Annotated in this window: 17 protein-coding genes; 15 read left to right on the top strand and 2 right to left on the bottom strand. The window is 43.3% G+C overall.

Going from position 1 to position 16,157, the window contains the following annotated elements; genetic code table 11:
- Nucleotides 1–238 precede the first annotated feature (238 nt).
- Entirely contained in the window at nt 239–1,420 is a 1,182-nt protein-coding gene (gene fabV / locus ACN0VI_RS11940) for an enoyl-ACP reductase FabV (RefSeq protein ID WP_331889730.1), read from the bottom strand.
- 174 nt (nt 1,421–1,594) lie between these two features.
- Between fabV and ACN0VI_RS11935 the strand changes: the two genes are divergently transcribed.
- Nucleotides 1,595–3,394, top strand: coding sequence for a DUF3592 domain-containing protein (locus ACN0VI_RS11935; RefSeq protein ID WP_417446956.1), 1,800 nt, complete (start codon nt 1,595–1,597; stop codon nt 3,392–3,394).
- Between the two features lie 54 nt (nt 3,395–3,448).
- The gene (locus tag ACN0VI_RS11930) at nt 3,449–3,949 is read left to right on the top strand and encodes a helix-turn-helix transcriptional regulator (RefSeq protein WP_417446955.1); all 501 of its coding nucleotides are present in this window, start codon (nt 3,449–3,451) and stop codon (nt 3,947–3,949) included.
- A gap of 44 nt (nt 3,950–3,993) precedes the next feature.
- On the opposite strand, the gene cfa is transcribed toward ACN0VI_RS11930, so the two are convergent.
- The gene (gene cfa, locus ACN0VI_RS11925; protein ID WP_417446954.1) at nt 3,994–5,145 is read right to left on the bottom strand and encodes a cyclopropane fatty acyl phospholipid synthase; all 1,152 of its coding nucleotides are present in this window, start codon (nt 5,143–5,145) and stop codon (nt 3,994–3,996) included.
- Between the two features lie 191 nt (nt 5,146–5,336).
- Between cfa and ACN0VI_RS11920 the strand changes: the two genes are divergently transcribed.
- The 13 genes from ACN0VI_RS11920 (at nt 5,337) to ACN0VI_RS11860 (ending at nt 16,134) form a co-directional block, all read left to right on the top strand.
- Nucleotides 5,337–6,383 (top strand): NAD(P)-dependent alcohol dehydrogenase, encoded by a 1,047-nt coding sequence (locus ACN0VI_RS11920; RefSeq protein WP_417446953.1) that lies wholly within the window; start codon nt 5,337–5,339, stop codon nt 6,381–6,383.
- A 434-nt stretch (nt 6,384–6,817) separates the two neighbouring features.
- The gene (gene dbpA / locus ACN0VI_RS11915; RefSeq protein ID WP_331889740.1) at nt 6,818–8,200 is read left to right on the top strand and encodes an ATP-dependent RNA helicase DbpA; all 1,383 of its coding nucleotides are present in this window, start codon (nt 6,818–6,820) and stop codon (nt 8,198–8,200) included.
- 96 nt (nt 8,201–8,296) lie between these two features.
- Nucleotides 8,297–8,671 (top strand): hypothetical protein, encoded by a 375-nt coding sequence (locus ACN0VI_RS11910; protein WP_417446952.1) that lies wholly within the window; start codon nt 8,297–8,299, stop codon nt 8,669–8,671.
- A 61-nt stretch (nt 8,672–8,732) separates the two neighbouring features.
- Nucleotides 8,733–9,389 (top strand): SOS response-associated peptidase family protein, encoded by a 657-nt coding sequence (locus ACN0VI_RS11905; protein WP_417446951.1) that lies wholly within the window; start codon nt 8,733–8,735, stop codon nt 9,387–9,389.
- 275 nt (nt 9,390–9,664) lie between these two features.
- A complete protein-coding gene (locus tag ACN0VI_RS11900; RefSeq protein WP_417446950.1) occupies nt 9,665–10,666 on the top strand; it encodes a hypothetical protein in 1,002 nt (333 codons plus the stop codon).
- 28 nt (nt 10,667–10,694) lie between these two features.
- On the top strand, nt 10,695–11,033 hold the full coding sequence (locus ACN0VI_RS11895) for a hypothetical protein (protein WP_417446949.1): 339 nt from the start codon (nt 10,695–10,697) through the stop codon (nt 11,031–11,033).
- 257 nt (nt 11,034–11,290) lie between these two features.
- The gene (locus ACN0VI_RS11890) at nt 11,291–11,623 is read left to right on the top strand and encodes a type II toxin-antitoxin system MqsR family toxin (RefSeq protein ID WP_417446948.1); all 333 of its coding nucleotides are present in this window, start codon (nt 11,291–11,293) and stop codon (nt 11,621–11,623) included.
- Between the two features lie 13 nt (nt 11,624–11,636).
- Nucleotides 11,637–12,209 (top strand): type II toxin-antitoxin system MqsA family antitoxin, encoded by a 573-nt coding sequence (locus ACN0VI_RS11885; protein ID WP_417446947.1) that lies wholly within the window; start codon nt 11,637–11,639, stop codon nt 12,207–12,209.
- Entirely contained in the window at nt 12,206–12,631 is a 426-nt protein-coding gene (locus ACN0VI_RS11880) for a hypothetical protein (RefSeq protein WP_417446946.1), read from the top strand. The genes ACN0VI_RS11885 and ACN0VI_RS11880 overlap by 4 nt, the downstream gene beginning before the upstream one ends.
- Nucleotides 12,632–12,928: 297 nt before the next feature.
- Complete coding sequence (locus ACN0VI_RS11875; protein ID WP_417446945.1) at nt 12,929–14,170, top strand: tyrosine-type recombinase/integrase; 1,242 nt, start codon at nt 12,929–12,931, stop codon at nt 14,168–14,170.
- Nucleotides 14,171–14,178: 8 nt separating this feature from the next.
- Nucleotides 14,179–14,883 (top strand): hypothetical protein, encoded by a 705-nt coding sequence (locus ACN0VI_RS11870; protein ID WP_417446943.1) that lies wholly within the window; start codon nt 14,179–14,181, stop codon nt 14,881–14,883.
- Between the two features lie 92 nt (nt 14,884–14,975).
- Nucleotides 14,976–15,182, top strand: a complete 207-nt coding sequence (locus ACN0VI_RS11865) for a helix-turn-helix domain-containing protein (protein WP_417446942.1) — start codon at nt 14,976–14,978, stop codon at nt 15,180–15,182.
- Nucleotides 15,175–16,134 (top strand): AAA family ATPase, encoded by a 960-nt coding sequence (locus tag ACN0VI_RS11860; protein ID WP_417446941.1) that lies wholly within the window; start codon nt 15,175–15,177, stop codon nt 16,132–16,134. Before ACN0VI_RS11865 ends, ACN0VI_RS11860 begins: the two co-directional genes overlap by 8 nt.
- The last annotated feature ends 23 nt before the right edge of the window (nt 16,135–16,157 follow it).

Raw genomic sequence — 16,157 nt, 5'->3', positions numbered from 1 at the left:
TAATTATTAATAAATTTGGGCAAACGCGCCCTCATGATGTCCGACAGGTCTAAGTTTGAGAGTTCAGAATTTTTGATGAAAATGTAGTATTAATTGTGTCTTTTCTTTATTTTCAGAGCACTTAAATAGCTATAGAGCATATATGACGTGCCTTTTAAAGATGTGAACCTTTTTTATACATTCATATAAAAAAACCGGCAAATCTGCCGGTTTTTTAAACAATACAAAATGGTTGGGTTTAGATACGAGGATCGACATCCGCATCATAGTCAACGCCATCCACTTCAAATCCAAACAGTTTGAAGAATTCGTGCTGATAACCTTTATAATCTGAAATCTCATTAATGTTTTCAGTGCTGGCAATCTGCCACAAGTCTTCAACCTTGTTTTGAATCGAATCATCGAGCTCTTTCAGATCCAGACGGTAGCGGCGGGTATCGTCATAAATTGCATCATCGCCATACATCTGATCCATGATTAAGCCTTTGATCTGATGAATTGGATCTTCGTGCACACCATTTTCCTTCATCACTTTATATAACAATGAAATGTATAAAGGCATCACAGGAATAGCCGAGCTTGCTTGTGTCACAACTGCTTTAAGTACAGCAATGTTGGCTGTGCCATTGTATTTGTCTTGCAGCTTGTTATGAATCGCATGAGAAGCGCGATCAAGATCTTCTTTGGCTTTACCGATGGTTGCGTGACCATAAATGGGCCAGGTCAATTTCTTACCGATGTAAGTGTAAGCAACCGTCTTAACGCCATCAGCCAATACACCAGCTTCATCAAGAGCTTTCATCCAAAGCTCCCAATCTTCGCCGCCCATGACCTTGATGGTGTTTTGAATATCATCATCAGTGGCAGGATCAATACTGATATCGTGCACAATGCCTTTATCAGTATTCAAGGTTTTCTCGGTCACAGCTTCGCCGATTGGCTTCAATACTGATTTATAGACCTCACCCGTTTCTGGGTCCTGGCGACGAGGAGAAGCCAATGAGTAAACCACCATATCGATTTTACCCATTTCTTCTTTGATGATTTTAATCGCGTCTTCTTTGGCTTCATTAGAGAATGCGTCGCCATTAAGACTCTTGTTCCATAAACCAGCTTTTTCTGCCGCTAGTTCGAAACCGCGATTGTTATACCAGCCCGCTGTGCCAGTCTTTGATTCAGTCGGTTCTTTTTCGAAGAACAAACCTAAAGTTTTTGCGCCATAGCCAAAAGCCGACACGATACGCGAGGCCAGGCCATAACCGGTTGATGAACCAATCACTAAAACATTTTTCGGGCCAGTTTCAGCATCGGCTGGCATATTATTCTTAACGTATTCAATCTGTTCATTAACATGGGCAACGCAGCCATGTGGATGTGCTGTGGTACATACGAAACCACGAACTTTAGGCTTAATAACCATAAAAATTAATCTCCGGACAAAAATATGGCGGTATTGTACCGTTTTTTGAGGGCAAAGAGGTACTACCAAAGTGAACCGGTCTTGTCTAATATGAGACAAAGTTCAAATCTATGCTATTCTTCGATAACTCATTGAATTCATAATTAAAAAAATATTAATAATTGGGGTTTAACAATGACAGACGGAACACAATCTATGAAAAAAGGCGCCAATAAAGTGGGTTCAGGCTGTTTGACCGCCTTTGGGGCGGTATTTTTCTTGGCAGGAGTGGGTATCTTCTTATGGGGGCTGGTCTCCATTTATGACGCTTATGAAGCCCGCGGATGGCAACCGGTCGAAGCGACCATCACCCATGTAGAACAAGTCATATCGCGCGGCGACGACAGTACTACCTATGGTGTGACAGGCCAATACCAATACGAATACCAAGGCAGACGTTACACTTCCAATCAACTTAACTTCTATACTGGCACCGATAACATTGGCAGTTACCAGCAAGATTTTTACCGAAAGCTTGCCCAGGTAAGCAGTAATCAAAAAACCATAACCGCCTACGTTAACCCCGATAATCCGAATGAAGCAGTGATCGACAAATCTATCCGTTGGAGCATGCTGGGTTTCCAATCCATCTTCCTGTTCGTCTTTGGTGGAGTAGGATTGGCCATTATTATCTTCGGGCGATACGCAAAAAAGAAAGCCGCAAAAGAACAGAAGCTGCAACAGTTGTTCCCGGACGAACCCTGGAATTGGAAAGATGAATGGCAAAGTAATCGATTCAAGGCCACTACGGGAGCCGGCTTTAAGGTCTTGCTTGGCTTCGCCATATTGTGGAATCTGATCGCCATACCCAGCTCAGTGGGCGCGATGATACAGTTTTTTGAAACGTTAGAGTATAAGCTGTTAATTGTTCTGCTATTCCCCTTAGTGGGAATCGGATTATTGATTGCGTCTTATGTCGCTTTCGTGCGGCATAAACGCTATGGCACCAGCGAACTGGTTTTGCAGCAGACCCCTATCGCTATTGGCGGTATCAATCGCGGCACCATCGAAGTTCCTAATGACAAAGGGAACGACCGGTCATTTGGTAAGCCGTTAGAAGCTGTCATAACCCTTACGTGCCAACGCAAAATCACCACAGGCAGCGGCAAAAATCGTAGCACCAAAACCACCATTATCTGGCAAGATGATCGCCGAGTGCGTTCAAGTATAAAAGGGCACAACACCTCAAGCTATGCTTTTGAATTTAACGTTCCCGAAGACCTTCCGCAATCCGACGAATCTAATCAAAGCAATCGCGTCGAATGGGTATTGAAAATAGAGCGAGAACAACCGGGTATCGATCTTAAATTGCAGTTCATCGTGCCGGGATATGTGGTAGCTCATCGCGTCGCGTTGGAGGCTGCAGAAACTGATTTATTCGCTTCAGGTGCTGCTAGCTCTAATGACTCATACTCAGGTGGGCAAAGTCATTTAGGCAACTGGAAAAACTTAGACATCGAAGACTCAGTTACCTCACAAGGCAATCGTTATAACTTCTCAGCATTTCGTCATATTGGTTTTGCCATAAGCATGATAGTGTTTGGCTTAATATTTTCATCGATAGGCATTGGCGTTAATGTAATTGGTGACGCTCCCATTATTTTCTTAATTGCATTTGGCGGCTTCGGCTTGCTTATGTTGATATTAGGTTTAAGACAACTGACCTATCGAAGCGAAGTCACCGTCAGAGCCGGCCAACTGCAATTCTCATCAGGCCACTTAATGATGTCTGCCCCAAGAGTCATTCAGCGAAGTAAGATCGATAGCATCACCGCCGAAAGCAACATGAGCGTCGGCGACAAACAGGTGTTCCACGTTACTGCAAAGCTAACTGATGGTAGCAAAGTAGTCCTGGCCAAAAACTTATTGATGCGCAGTGATGTAGAATCCTTTATCGAAAAACTCAAAAACGAAATAGGGATCAGGAAGAACTAAGGGAAGATGAAAATGTCTATAGGTTGTTGTTTATAAATAAGGTTGGGTAATACTTTGAAAAGTAGCAAGATTTGGTTCTTAATCGCATTCTTAACGGTCATCATTGCGTTTGACATCTCGGATCTGTACACCGATGTCACACTCCATGCCGAAGTTGACCATTTGTATGTCGAAGCCTTTATGATTCTGGTCACAGCGCTGGTTATCATCTACCTCATCCTGCAGGTCGTTCGCCAACGTACCGCTGTGGCGGGCCTTGAAAAAGAATTACAGGAAAGTAAACAACTACTGCAAGAACAGAAATCGCAAATGCAGGAAGCGCGTAAAGAATACAGCGAAGTGATTCGTAAGCAGTTTGACGAATGGAGCCTTACAGGCAGCGAAATAGACACTGCCTATCTGCTACTCAAAGGCCTCAGCTTCAACGAAATTGCCGAAGTCCGAGGCATCAAAGAAAAATCCGTGCGCCAGCAAGCCTCGCAAATTTACCAAAAAGCCAACCTACCCGGACGCCACGCATTCGCAGCCTGGTTCTTCGAAGATTTTATGGGGTAGAGGGCATGCGTAGGGATATCTCATGAGTTGTCCCTACTCTTAACCTAGCGAACTGAATCATAACGTCCCGGCCGATCACGCTTCGCCAGAACCAATTGCCACAACTGACCATTCTTGGAGCGGAAAAACCCTGCGCTACAGTGCAGGTAATATTTCCACATTCGATAAAACCGCTGATCATATTTGTCAGGCAGACTGCCCCAGGCGTTGTTAAAATTCTGCCACCAGGCCATCACCGTCTTATCGTAATCAGGGCCAAAGTTGTGCCAGTCTTCGATAACGAAGCGTCCATCTAAAGCTTTGGTCATTTGCAACGCGGAAGGGATTTTGCCATTGGGGAATATGTATTTATTGATCCAGGGATCGATTCTGGCGATGGTGCGATGCAGGCCAATGGAGTGCAATAAAAAGAGCCCATCATCTTTTAATAGTCGCAAAGCAGTATCGAAATAGGTCGGATAATTTTTCGGACCAACGTGTTCAAACATACCGATTGAGACAATCTTGTCGAACTCGCCCTTAAGATCCCTATAATCCTTGAGTTCGATAGTAACTGGCAAATCCCGGCAGCGTTGGCGGGCTAATTTCTGTTGCTCTTTGGAAACGGTAACCCCATGCACGGAAACGCCATAATGTTGAGCAGCATATTGCGCAAAGCCACCCCAGCCACACCCAATATCCAGCACTTTTTCACCGGGTTGTAAGTCAAGCTTTCGGCAAACCAGATCCAGCTTAGCAATTTGCGCTTCAATGAGATTGCCGGCGTTCGCCCAATAACCACAGGAATAGCTCATGGTCGGATCGAGCATCGCCTCGAAAATATCGTTGCCAGTATCGTAATGCTTCTCGCCGACCTCATAAGCGCGGGCACGTTTTTGCCGATTAACGATCTTTTGAAGCAGCGCCTCGCCTATCAGCCTGATACGCGCCATTCCCGTCAACTTATCCTCGACATCAGCGCTTAGCAAACGGGTAAATAACTCATCCAGCGCAGCGCATTCCCACATACCATCCATGTACGCCTCGCCAAGCCCCAACGAACCCTGCGTCAGAATACGACGATAGACTTGCGAATCTAAAACCTGAATATCCCACGGATTAGAGCCGTTAAAACGGACGCCAGCCTCTGCCGCTAACTCCACCAGAATCGCAGGCGGCTCCACCTGAGCGCGCGAATGACTTGATATATCGTTCACATTGACCTCCTATCAGCCTGAATCCCCTGAATACATTAACGTATGGCCAATCGAAGATGCAAGCGGGAAAACACAACCTTACTCTAGACGCGAGCGGCATTTATGGGCCTTAAACCCCAATCAATTTCACACGCCTTTCATTCGAAAATGTTATCCTCTTACGGTTAACAAATTAAATTAAGGAGACAGACATGAAAGTAGCCGCTTATGCAGCTCCCTCAGCAACCGAAGATCTCGCTCCCCTCGACATCGAACGTCGCGCCGTTGGTGACAATGATGTCCTGGTCGATATTGAATACTGCGGCGTCTGCCACAGCGATATCCACACCGCGCGTAACGATTGGGGCGGTACTCAATACCCGATCGTACCCGGCCATGAAATTATCGGTCGCGTGCTCGAAGTGGGCAAAGGTGTTTCCGAATTCAAAGAAGGCCAGTTAGTCGGCGTCGGCTGTATGGTCGATTCCTGCCGTCACTGCCATTCCTGCGAGGAAGATCTTGAGCAATATTGCGAAGAAGGGCTGGTCGCAACCTACAACAGCGAAGACAAAATCTCCGGGGGTATCACCCAAGGCGGATACTCGGACAAGATCGTCGTCGATAAAGACTTCGTATTAAGCGTGTCTGAAAAACTCGATACCAAAGCCGTTGCGCCATTATTGTGCGCGGGGATCACAACCTATTCACCCTTGCGCCAGTGGAACGTTAAAGAAGGCGATAAAGTGGGTGTGATTGGTTTAGGAGGCCTCGGTCACATGGGCGTCAAGCTGGCCAAGGCCATGGGTGCGCATGTCGTCATGATCACAACCTCGCCGGACAAAGGTAAAGACGCAAAACGCCTGGGCGCGGATGAAGTCCTTATCTCTAAAGATAAAGATGCCATGAAGCAGCAGGCTAACAGCTTCGACTTCCTGCTCAACACAGTGCCAGTAGCACACGACGTGAATCCTTATGTCGCTCTATTGAAACGCGACGCAACCATGGTCATCGTTGGCGCCATTGCACCGCTACCGGAAATTCATGGTGGCGGCCTAATCATGCAGCGTAAGCGTATCGCCGGCTCATTGATTGGTGGCATCAAAGAAACGCAAGAGATGCTCGACTTCTGCGCCGAACACAACATCGTCTCCGACGTTGAAATGATTGATATGGAGAATATCAACGATGCTTACGAGCGCGTCATCAAATCCGACGTGAAATACCGCTTCGTGATAGATATGAAGTCACTGACGCAATAGTCACCGTAATTCTTCGGTAGGGGCAGCGCAAATGTGCCTGCCCTAAAGATCAAGAGCAGATCCTGAATCCAGTTTGGAATGACATGCCTTAAGGAATTCTCACTCTCTTTAAGGTTTGTCATTCCAAACTTGATTTGGAATCTGCTCTTTTCTTTAAACAGGCAGATTTTATCCATGTAATAGAGCATATCCACAGGCGCTACCCATCTCAATACATAAACCACTTTATCCCATCCTCTCAAGATATCCCTTTATCATATACCTCCAACTGTATATAATTCGCACAGCTTAAGAGCCTTGCTTCTTTCCCAAACTGCTTCATCCAAATTCAGTTCCGACAGATTCACACAGCTCTATTCGTTACCGCAACGAACTCTTGCCATAAGAATCCTTGCCGTAACCATCATCAATTTGTAGAAAACCAGGATATAACCATGAGCCACGCTGCTTTTTCGACCCTTGCTTTACAACCCGCCTTAATCGCTAATCTGGCTGATCTGGGCTTTGAGCGGATGACACCCATTCAATCCGAGGCTCTGCCATTGGTGCTCGAAGGCAAGGATGTGATTGCGCAGGCGAAAACCGGCTCCGGTAAAACAGCGGTATTTGGTCTGGGGATTCTGGAAAAACTGGACATCAAGAACTTCTCGGTACAATCCCTGGTCTTGTGCCCAACGCGCGAACTGGCGGAACAGGTTGCCGAAGAAATTCGTCGTCTGGCGCGTCCGATTGCCAATGTTAAAGTCATGACCGCGTGCGGTGGAACGCCTTTGCGCCCGCAGGCCGAGTCATTAAAATACGGTGCACACATCGTGGTCGGAACGCCGGGCAGAATCGTTGACCACCTTGAAAAGCAGACCATCGATTTATCAAGCATGAACACCTTCGTTCTCGACGAAGCGGACCGCATGTTAGACATGGGCTTTCAGCCTGCGCTGGACAGCATCATCGAAGAGTTGCCGCCCCAGCGTCAGAACCTGTTGTTCAGCGCAACCTACCCGAAACAGATCCAATCCATTGCCGAGCGCGTGATGACGCAACCGGTACTGGTGCAAGCGCTGGCCAAACACGACAACTCCAGCATCGAGCAAGACTTCTATAAAATCAGCGACGAAGGCGAGCGCACCGTTGCGGTTCGCTTATTGCTGTTAAAACATCGTCCCGATTCAGCGGTGATTTTCTGTAACACCAAACGCCACGTAAAAGATCTGACGCAGGAACTGAAAGGCTTCGGTTTCAGCGTGCTAGCTCTGCATGGCGATCTGGAACAGAAAGAACGTGACCAGGCCTTGATCCGTTTCTCCAATAACAGCGTTTCCGTGATGGTCGCCACCGACGTCGCTGCTCGTGGTCTTGATATCGATTCGCTGGATATGGTGATCAACTACCACATCGCCAGCGATCCCGAAGTGCATGTCCACCGCGTCGGCCGAACCGGCCGTGCTGGCAACAAAGGCCACGCCTGCTCAATCGTCATCAACAAAGAAAGCCACAAACTCGCGCGCCTGGCTGAATACCTCGAACAGGAAATCACCACGCAACCGTTGCCCGACACCAAGCTGCTGAAAGAACCAACCTTCAGACCACCAATGTCGACCATCCAGATCGACGGCGGTAAAAAGCAGAAACTACGCCCCGGCGATATCCTCGGCGCATTGACCGCAGACTACCGAATCGAAGGCAGCCATGTCGGCAAAATCCAGGTCGCCAACAGCTGGGCCTATGTCGCGGTTAAAACCGACGTACTCGAAACCGCGGTGCAATTGCTCAACAACGGCAAAATGAAAGGCAAAAAATTCAGAGCAAGAAAGATCTAAAGGCTAGTAAACTGAAAAAGTCTATTATGGTATTCTGATAAATCGTAAAATTAACTGTCACTTTTTTTGGATGACAGAACAAAAGGAAAGTCATTGATGCCCATAAAACTCCATTTGGCATTAGTCATAGTATCGAACATTGTAGCCCTAATAGCGGGTTTTATTCTGGGAATGAGTGGTTATGAAGTTTTAAAGCCATCGCTCCCGGAAATGCTGCAAAACAAGCAAGCTGGATTTATCGTCTTCGGTTTGATTCCTGCTGCGCTAGGCTATTATGTTTCCAGATTCATATTTCATTTTATCCCAGGCAAATGCCCAAAATGCGGTAGTCATGCCACTTACCGTCCCAGTGCGACAAAAAAGAACGCCTTTGGCGTAAAGCAAAATATTCCTGTGACCTATCATTGCAAAAGTTGTGGTTATGTCCACCGCACTAAAGTCTTTCCGCACCACAGACCTGATGTCACCTAAGTGATATGAGACAAAAAACAGCTTGCGGCTATGATGATTAAAACTTAGGTAGGAGTGAATCATGTGCGGACTGGTTGAGCTTTATAAAAAGCCTGCGAAAAAAATTGAAAAGACATTAGACCTACAAGTTCCCCTGGAGCTTGGAACCTTTCGTTGTTACCACCCGATTCAGATCATTCATGGCAGCCAGCAGGGCAATCAAGTCACTAAAGCCCTCTGGCAGTTTTTGCTGGAACAGAAAGACGGCCAATGGAAACCCAGCAAATACACCTCCTTTAACAGCCGCTGGTACGAAGGGCAGGGCTTTAAACGCTCCTTCACCACAGCCTTTAAAGAAAGCCGTTGCATCATTCCCGCCAGTGCCTTTGTCGAAGGCATGAATAAAGTCTACCACCTGTTAAAACCCGCCGACGGCAGCCCGATCTATTTTGGAGGGCTCTTCAAACAATGGGGCGATGAAGACAACCCCGTCTACTCAGCCTCCATGATCACCATTCCCCCACACCCCAAGCTCGAAGGCATCCATAACAAAGCCATGCCGCTCATGATCCCGGAAAACGATCTCGGCATGTGGCTCGATCCAGAATTTCACAATACCGAAGCTTTTACCGACTTGATGCAACCGCAACTGAGAACAGATTTTAAAGTCATGAAAATAAAAGGCTGGTCTAATTTAGAGACCGCGGAGGATAGCTTTGAAGTAAAAGCAGACCATTGATATACGTATTGCTCTCGTACTAGAAAATAGAACAAACCTGAAAATATTAAAGCTCCCCTTAATTTAAAAATGACTTGCAGTAATGCACTTGTGCATTAAATGTACAGTTGTAAAAAAATGTGACGTGGTATACATTGTTGCAAACAATTGAGAGGGAGCTTCAAATGATTAAAAGAATAGATTATGGAGAAGCACCTTTATTAGAGAACAATATATATTCTGACGTCATTAATTAAGTAAGGCGTTAGCTGAAAAGGAATGGGGGGATATCGAAGATGGGATGGAAAGGAACAGTTCGTTCAGTTGGCTCAGCGATACGCGCTGCTGAGCGCGATGCTAAAAGGAGAGAAAGAGAGCTTCAACAACGGAATAAGCAATATGAAAAAATGCAGGAATTAGAGCAGGCAGCTTATGAAGTTGATGTCTTTAATAATCATATTGATGTAATTCAGTCACTGCACAAAGAATGTAGCCCCCGGATAGACTGGAATCAAATTGCCTTATCTAACCCGCCTATAGAACCAAGAAAAAGCAATGATAATGAAGAAAAAGCACGATTAATATCCGATAACTATAAACCAGGGGTATTTGATCGTTTATTCAAGAGAGAAGAGAAGAAAAGGGAGTTACTCTCCAAAAAAATCGTAGAGGCTACGAAATCTGATGAATCTCTATATAAGTCTAAGATTAAAAACTGGGAAAAAGAAAAAGAGGAATGTAAAGAAGCTGTAGAAATAGCTAAAGCACTTTTAGATGGTAAGCCAGAAGCAAAAATTGAAGCAATAAATAACCTCCAACCCTTTTCGGAAATATCCAATCTAGGTTCAAGTTTGTCAGTTGATGTCTACGATAATGGAATTTTGGAGGCAACGGTAAAAGCTCATGGTACAGAAATTGTGCCAAGCGAAATTAAAAGCCTACTTAAAAGCGGGAAATTGTCTGTTAAAAATATGCCTAAGGGACAGTTTAACGAAATATATCAAGACTATGTATGTAGCTGTGCTTTGCGGGTAGGAAATGAATTATTTTCAGCCATCCCGGACAAACTAGTTCTTGTCACAGTTATAGACACATTACTTAACTCTCAAACAGGTCACTTAGAAGAAACACCTATTCTGTCTGTGGCGATATCTCGTACTACGATCGAAAGCCTTAATTTAGAAACAATAGATCCGTCTGACTCATTACATAACTTTAAGCATAATATGTGTTTTAAAAGAACAAAAGGGTTTGAACCAGTTGAACGTATAGATCCAGAGGGGTTAGATTATACATAATTCAAGTTAGATGCTGACTAGCAAATAAATGTGCTCTGCCCCCATTAATTGTGACCCAATTAATGGGGATTTAGGACATGGGTTCCGTGGCCAGACAATAGGATACTCGATTGATGATGCTTGGGAGATTCACGGTTTAACTCGCCGGCTCACTTTAAACTTAGAAGATATGTGTGTATTAATTGCCAGTGAAACCCACAAGGCTAATGCAATTCGCTATCACTTCCACCGCTCTACTGCAGATGAGGTGCGCGCCATATTGAAACAAATGGATTTCAATAATAAGGAAAAACATACGAAAGTTTGCAAAGAAATGAAGACGCTTGTTTGGACAGCACTAAAAGTAAAAATACCTTTTTGGGAGTAGCTACGGATAACCGGTCATAGTAAATTGGACACACTGGCCACCTAAATCAGAATCCGTGTACACTTTTGCTGGATTCCACACAGGCAGTAAGCCTTGTTTGAATTCTTATGGTTGATTCTAGTTTTTTTACATAAAAATCAGTTGGTTAAGTTGGATAAAATACATTGAGGTTATTGGATGCGGTATGTTAAATATTTGGCAAAAATAGCTCGCAAAACACCATTATGGTGTAAATCTATTGAAAATGGTGCGTTCTAATGCCACAATATGATTTAGATGATATTAAAAAAGCAGCAATAAACTCTAAAATTGAATACAGAGGTACTCAACTTAATAGGAGAGTGCAAGCTGAAGCTCAAAGTTTAGGCTTTAAATTTAACGATGTTAGGTTAACAATTTTAGAACTCACGGAGGATTGCTTTGACAAAACTCATCATTATGAAAAAGGAGCACCAGATGATTCCTACATTATTACTACAGACTGCCGGTTAAATGAAGGCGACAAAGTAACCATATATTTAAAATTGAGATTGAAAGGCAAGCACTTATCTATAGTAAGTGTTGGTTCTTTTCATTTGCCTCGTTATTAGTGGGAGAAGAAGTATGAATCATTGCACGAACTGTGAATCGAGCAATATACAGATAATTAATGAGCAAGTTCCGTTTTCGTACAAAAGTAAAACTGTAGAGCTTGTTCTGCATAGTACTGTTTGTCGTGACTGTGGGGATGAGTATGTTTCTGCGGATCAGATTAAGGAAGCTGACAATTTATACAGACAGGCTAGGGCAGATATTGATGGTATTTTAAAACCAGAAGAGATTAGAGAAATTAGAAAGTGCTTTGGATACACACAAGAAGAAGCTTCTCAGATCTTTGGTGGAGGTTCTCGTGCGTTTGGAAAATATGAGCGTGGCGAAGTCAATGTAAGTACTAGCATGAACTCCTTGATGTTAGTAGCTAGAGATGTTCCTGGTGCTATGGACTATCTCGTTGAACGTGCAGGGATGAAGCCAAAAGTAGAGCTAAAGCAGCTTAAGGCGCAGATGGCAGAGCTTTTAAGTGTACACAAGCCTAGAAACAAGCATTTAGACTTTGTAATTCGAAAGCCTATTAGTTGGATTTCAGAAGTATCTGCTAACGATGACTCAGATCCGTTAACGGAGTTATCTGTATGACGAATAGAAGACAGATAAATTACACTATTGATGCTTATTTTTTTACAAAAGTACTATTTGAATCTCATACACATCCGAATGAGAAATTTGACCATAATATAGATGTGAAGTGGAACATTGAGACATCATCTTTAGAAGATAATAGTATTTTTGTTGCTTTAAACGTTAAAACAGATAGCGAGACATGCTCAAAAACACCATATAATATTGATATTGATACATCTTGTAAATTAACTCTTAAAGAAGAGCGAGAGTATTCGAAAGAATTAGAAACGGCTATGGTTCGAAATGCTGCATCTATTTGTTATGGAGCTATCAGAGAAAGAGTTTTGGAATTAACATCTCGTTCCATTTGGGGCTCGGCAATAATCCCCCCCAATTACTTTAACGGGTTAACCCCAAACACTGAATCAGATGAGTAGCGTTATGTAAAGTTTCAGCTTTCGTCGTCCATAAAAAAAAGGCTTACAGAGAAATCTGTAAGCCTTTTTTATATATGGTAGCTATGGGTGGACTTGAACCACCGACCCCAGCATTATGAAAGCGATCAGGGCATGAATTTGCATGAATCTTGATTAATTAAAAAATGCGTTATTTGCCAATAAATATAATTAAAACAGTGGCTTACAAACATTTCTTGTTTCATCTCCATTCATCTTGAATTCAGCTAAATTCCTCTATATTGGACTTACGGTGGACTTACGAAACTATCAAAAACAGTGAAAGAACGGATTACCAAGGCATTTTTGGCTGAACTTGAACCAAAAGATCGCCCCTATGAAGTGCATGATACGGAAATGACAGGGCTGTTAGTTAGGGTTCAACCAACTGGCAAAAAGAGCTATTACTTTACCTATAGAAATTCTCAACACCTTAGACGAAGAATCAGATTAGGTACTGTTGAGAATATGACTCCCAATAATGCGCGTGATGTTGCTCAAGAGCGATATTCAGACATCATGAAAGGCATTGATGTTCAGACTCAAAAAGTCCTGCAAAGGAAAGAGGCTGAAGCTACAAAGAATCGAAGACTTGGATCATTCATTAATGAGTTGTACGAGCCTTGGATTTTGACCCACCACAAATATGGTAAAGGAACTTTATCTTTAATACGTTCCCGTTTTTCCTGTTTCATGAATACACCCCTCGAAGAAATAACAATAAGAAGAATTGAAGCATGGCGTAAAGATCGCTTAGGGGATGGTATTAAACCTACAACCGTTAATCGACAAGTAGCCGCTTTGAGAGGGTTGCTGACAAAGGCGGTAGAATGGGAGGTTATACCCGATCACCCCTTACAAAAACTAAAGGCATTGAAAACCAGTAGTACCCCATTGGTGCGGTATCTATCACCCGGTGAAGAGACGCGGTTATATCGGGTACTTGAAGAAAGAGATACCGCTTTAAAAGAGGAACGGTTAAGGGGTAATGAGTGGCGTAAAGTACGCGGATACCACTTACTACCCGATCTAAGCAAACACACCTATGGCGATAGAATGACACCAATGATTATCTTATCCCTTAAAACAGGGTTAAGACGCGGTGAGTTGTTCGCATTAACATGGCATGACGTTAATTTAAATAAGCGGTTGCTAACGGTTAGGGCAGAGAATGCTAAGTCCAGTAAAACAAGGCATTTACCCCTTAGTGAGACCGCATATAACGCATTAAAAGCATGGCATAAGCAGAGGGATAAAAATAACCCTTTAGTCTTTCCATCGCATAACGGCACGAAGCTAACCAATGTGAAAAAGTCTTGGGCTTCAATTCTCGATAAAGCACAAATACCTAATTTTAGATGGCATGACATGAGGCATGATTTTGCCTCTAAGCTGGTTATGAATGGCGTACCACTTAATACAGTGCGTGAGCTATGCGGTCATGCAGACATGAATACAACACTTAGATATGCACACTTAGCACCAGAGCATAAGGCTGATGCTATAGCAACATTAGGATAGGAGGGAAAATGAGTAATCAAGAGGATAAAGAAAGCATACAAGCAATAACTGATAAGTTGATTTCAGATATTCGTATAGTCCGTGAAGATAATGAGCGGGAAGCCAGAAAGCGGATTGATATGTATAAAAGAATGCCAGAATCATTTGTGGGACATACTAAGGAATATTTTGTGATGGATACATGGAATGTACATGACCAAGCAATTCCACTGCTTTTAGGAATACATCCAAATAACTGGCCTCACATAAAATCAAAGATTAACTATCAAAGCCTTAACAAGCTTATTGATTCGGACAAGTATGAAAGCCTAAAGCTTATTAACCCAGATGCCAGAAAGAATAAGTGGGTTATCAGAGTTAAAGACTTTGTTAGTTGGGTAAACGCTAAAGGGATAAAGCAAGCTAAAGGGTTTGAGTTAGCCGTTAATAACGTTTTAGGGATGCTTAACCCTAAAGGGGAAGAAAAGACTCATTCAAAACCCCAAAGGGCTAAAAAATACTCTCAAGATAGAGAAGTATTGTTTAAAGCTGTAATAGCTGTGCTCTCAAATATGCATGAAGACTGTATAAAAGGTGGTAAAGTCAGTGCATCTAAAGTTGCCAGTATAGTAGAGCAAAAATCCTTAATATGGTGGCCTGATGGTGAAATCCCATTCAGTATTGAAACAATGGCAAGACATATAAGAGAAGCCGTTAATACCCTTAAGCGATAGCGATCCGATCTCTAACTGTAGGGATCATACATTTCATTTCTGTTAATCCTAGTATCTGCTCCATACATTAAACAACACATGGAGCATTTACTATGAATCAAAATTCATCAGAATCATTATTAACCCCTAAAGAAGTTTCAGAAATCTTAGGGGTTACTCAACACACCTTAGCGGTATGGCGTTGCGAAAATCGCTATCCATTACCATACATTAAAGTAGGGCGTTACATACGCTACAGAAGTAAAGACTTATCCGCCTTCTTGGACAAACAGACAGTACAAGGAGGCTATGATGAGTAATAAAGCATCACAACCCCGATTTGATGGTAATTGGATAAAGGCGGAGTTTGATAATAATCCACCATTCAAAGTAACTCCCATAAGCCAATTCTTGAATAAGAAGATTCCACCAAGAGAGCATCTTTTGAAGCCTTGGTTGCCAAAGCAGGGGCTAGCAATGGTTTATGCTCCTAGAGGAGTAGGGAAAACACACTTTGCATTAGAAGTTGCTGTAGCCGTGGCAACAGGGGGAGAGTTTCTAGGCTGGAAAGCCCCCTTCTCCTTAAGAGTGCTGTACATAGATGGAGAAATGCCATCTGCTGATTTACAAGGAAGGCTGAAGGATATTCAGAAAAGAACAGGCTTAATACCTGGTGACAACTTACTTATTATGACTCCAGATGAGCAAACTGGTGCTATGCCTGATCTCTCAGACCCGAAATCACAAGCCCTCTTGCAATACTATACAGATGTGGATTTAGTGATTGTCGATAATATTTCTACCCTATGTAGAACAGGTAACGAGAATGAAGCTGAAAGCTGGTTAACTACTCAGGCGTGGGCTTTAAGATTAAGAGCTGAAGGTAAATCTGTACTTTTTGTACATCATGCAGGAAAAGGCGGGAATCAGAGAGGAACAAGCAAACGAGAGGATACGCTAGATACGGTAATAGCGTTAAAGCACCCATCAGACTATAAAGCAAAAGATGGCGCAAGATTCGAAGTACATTTTGAAAAGGCTAGGGGCTTTAGTGGTGAAGATGCAGAGCCGTTAGAGGTAAGCTTAAATATTGATGAAGAGAATGGTTATCAATGGAATTGGGAGAAGATTGAAGATTCCATTGGTAAGAAAATCCTAAAGTTAAAAGATGAAGGACTAAACCAATCGGAGATAGCAGATGAATTAGGAGTTAATAAATCGACTGTAAGTAGGAAGATGCAATATCTTAAAGCTAAAGGTAACTTGGAATAAGTTGCAGAGTTGCATGAGTATAG

The sequence above is a fragment of the Kangiella sp. genome, from assembly GCF_048265365.1.
Classification (GTDB): Bacteria; Pseudomonadota; Gammaproteobacteria; order Enterobacterales; family Kangiellaceae; genus Kangiella.
Note: the sequence above shows the minus strand (reverse complement) of the source record. Positions and strands in the feature narration are given on the sequence as shown.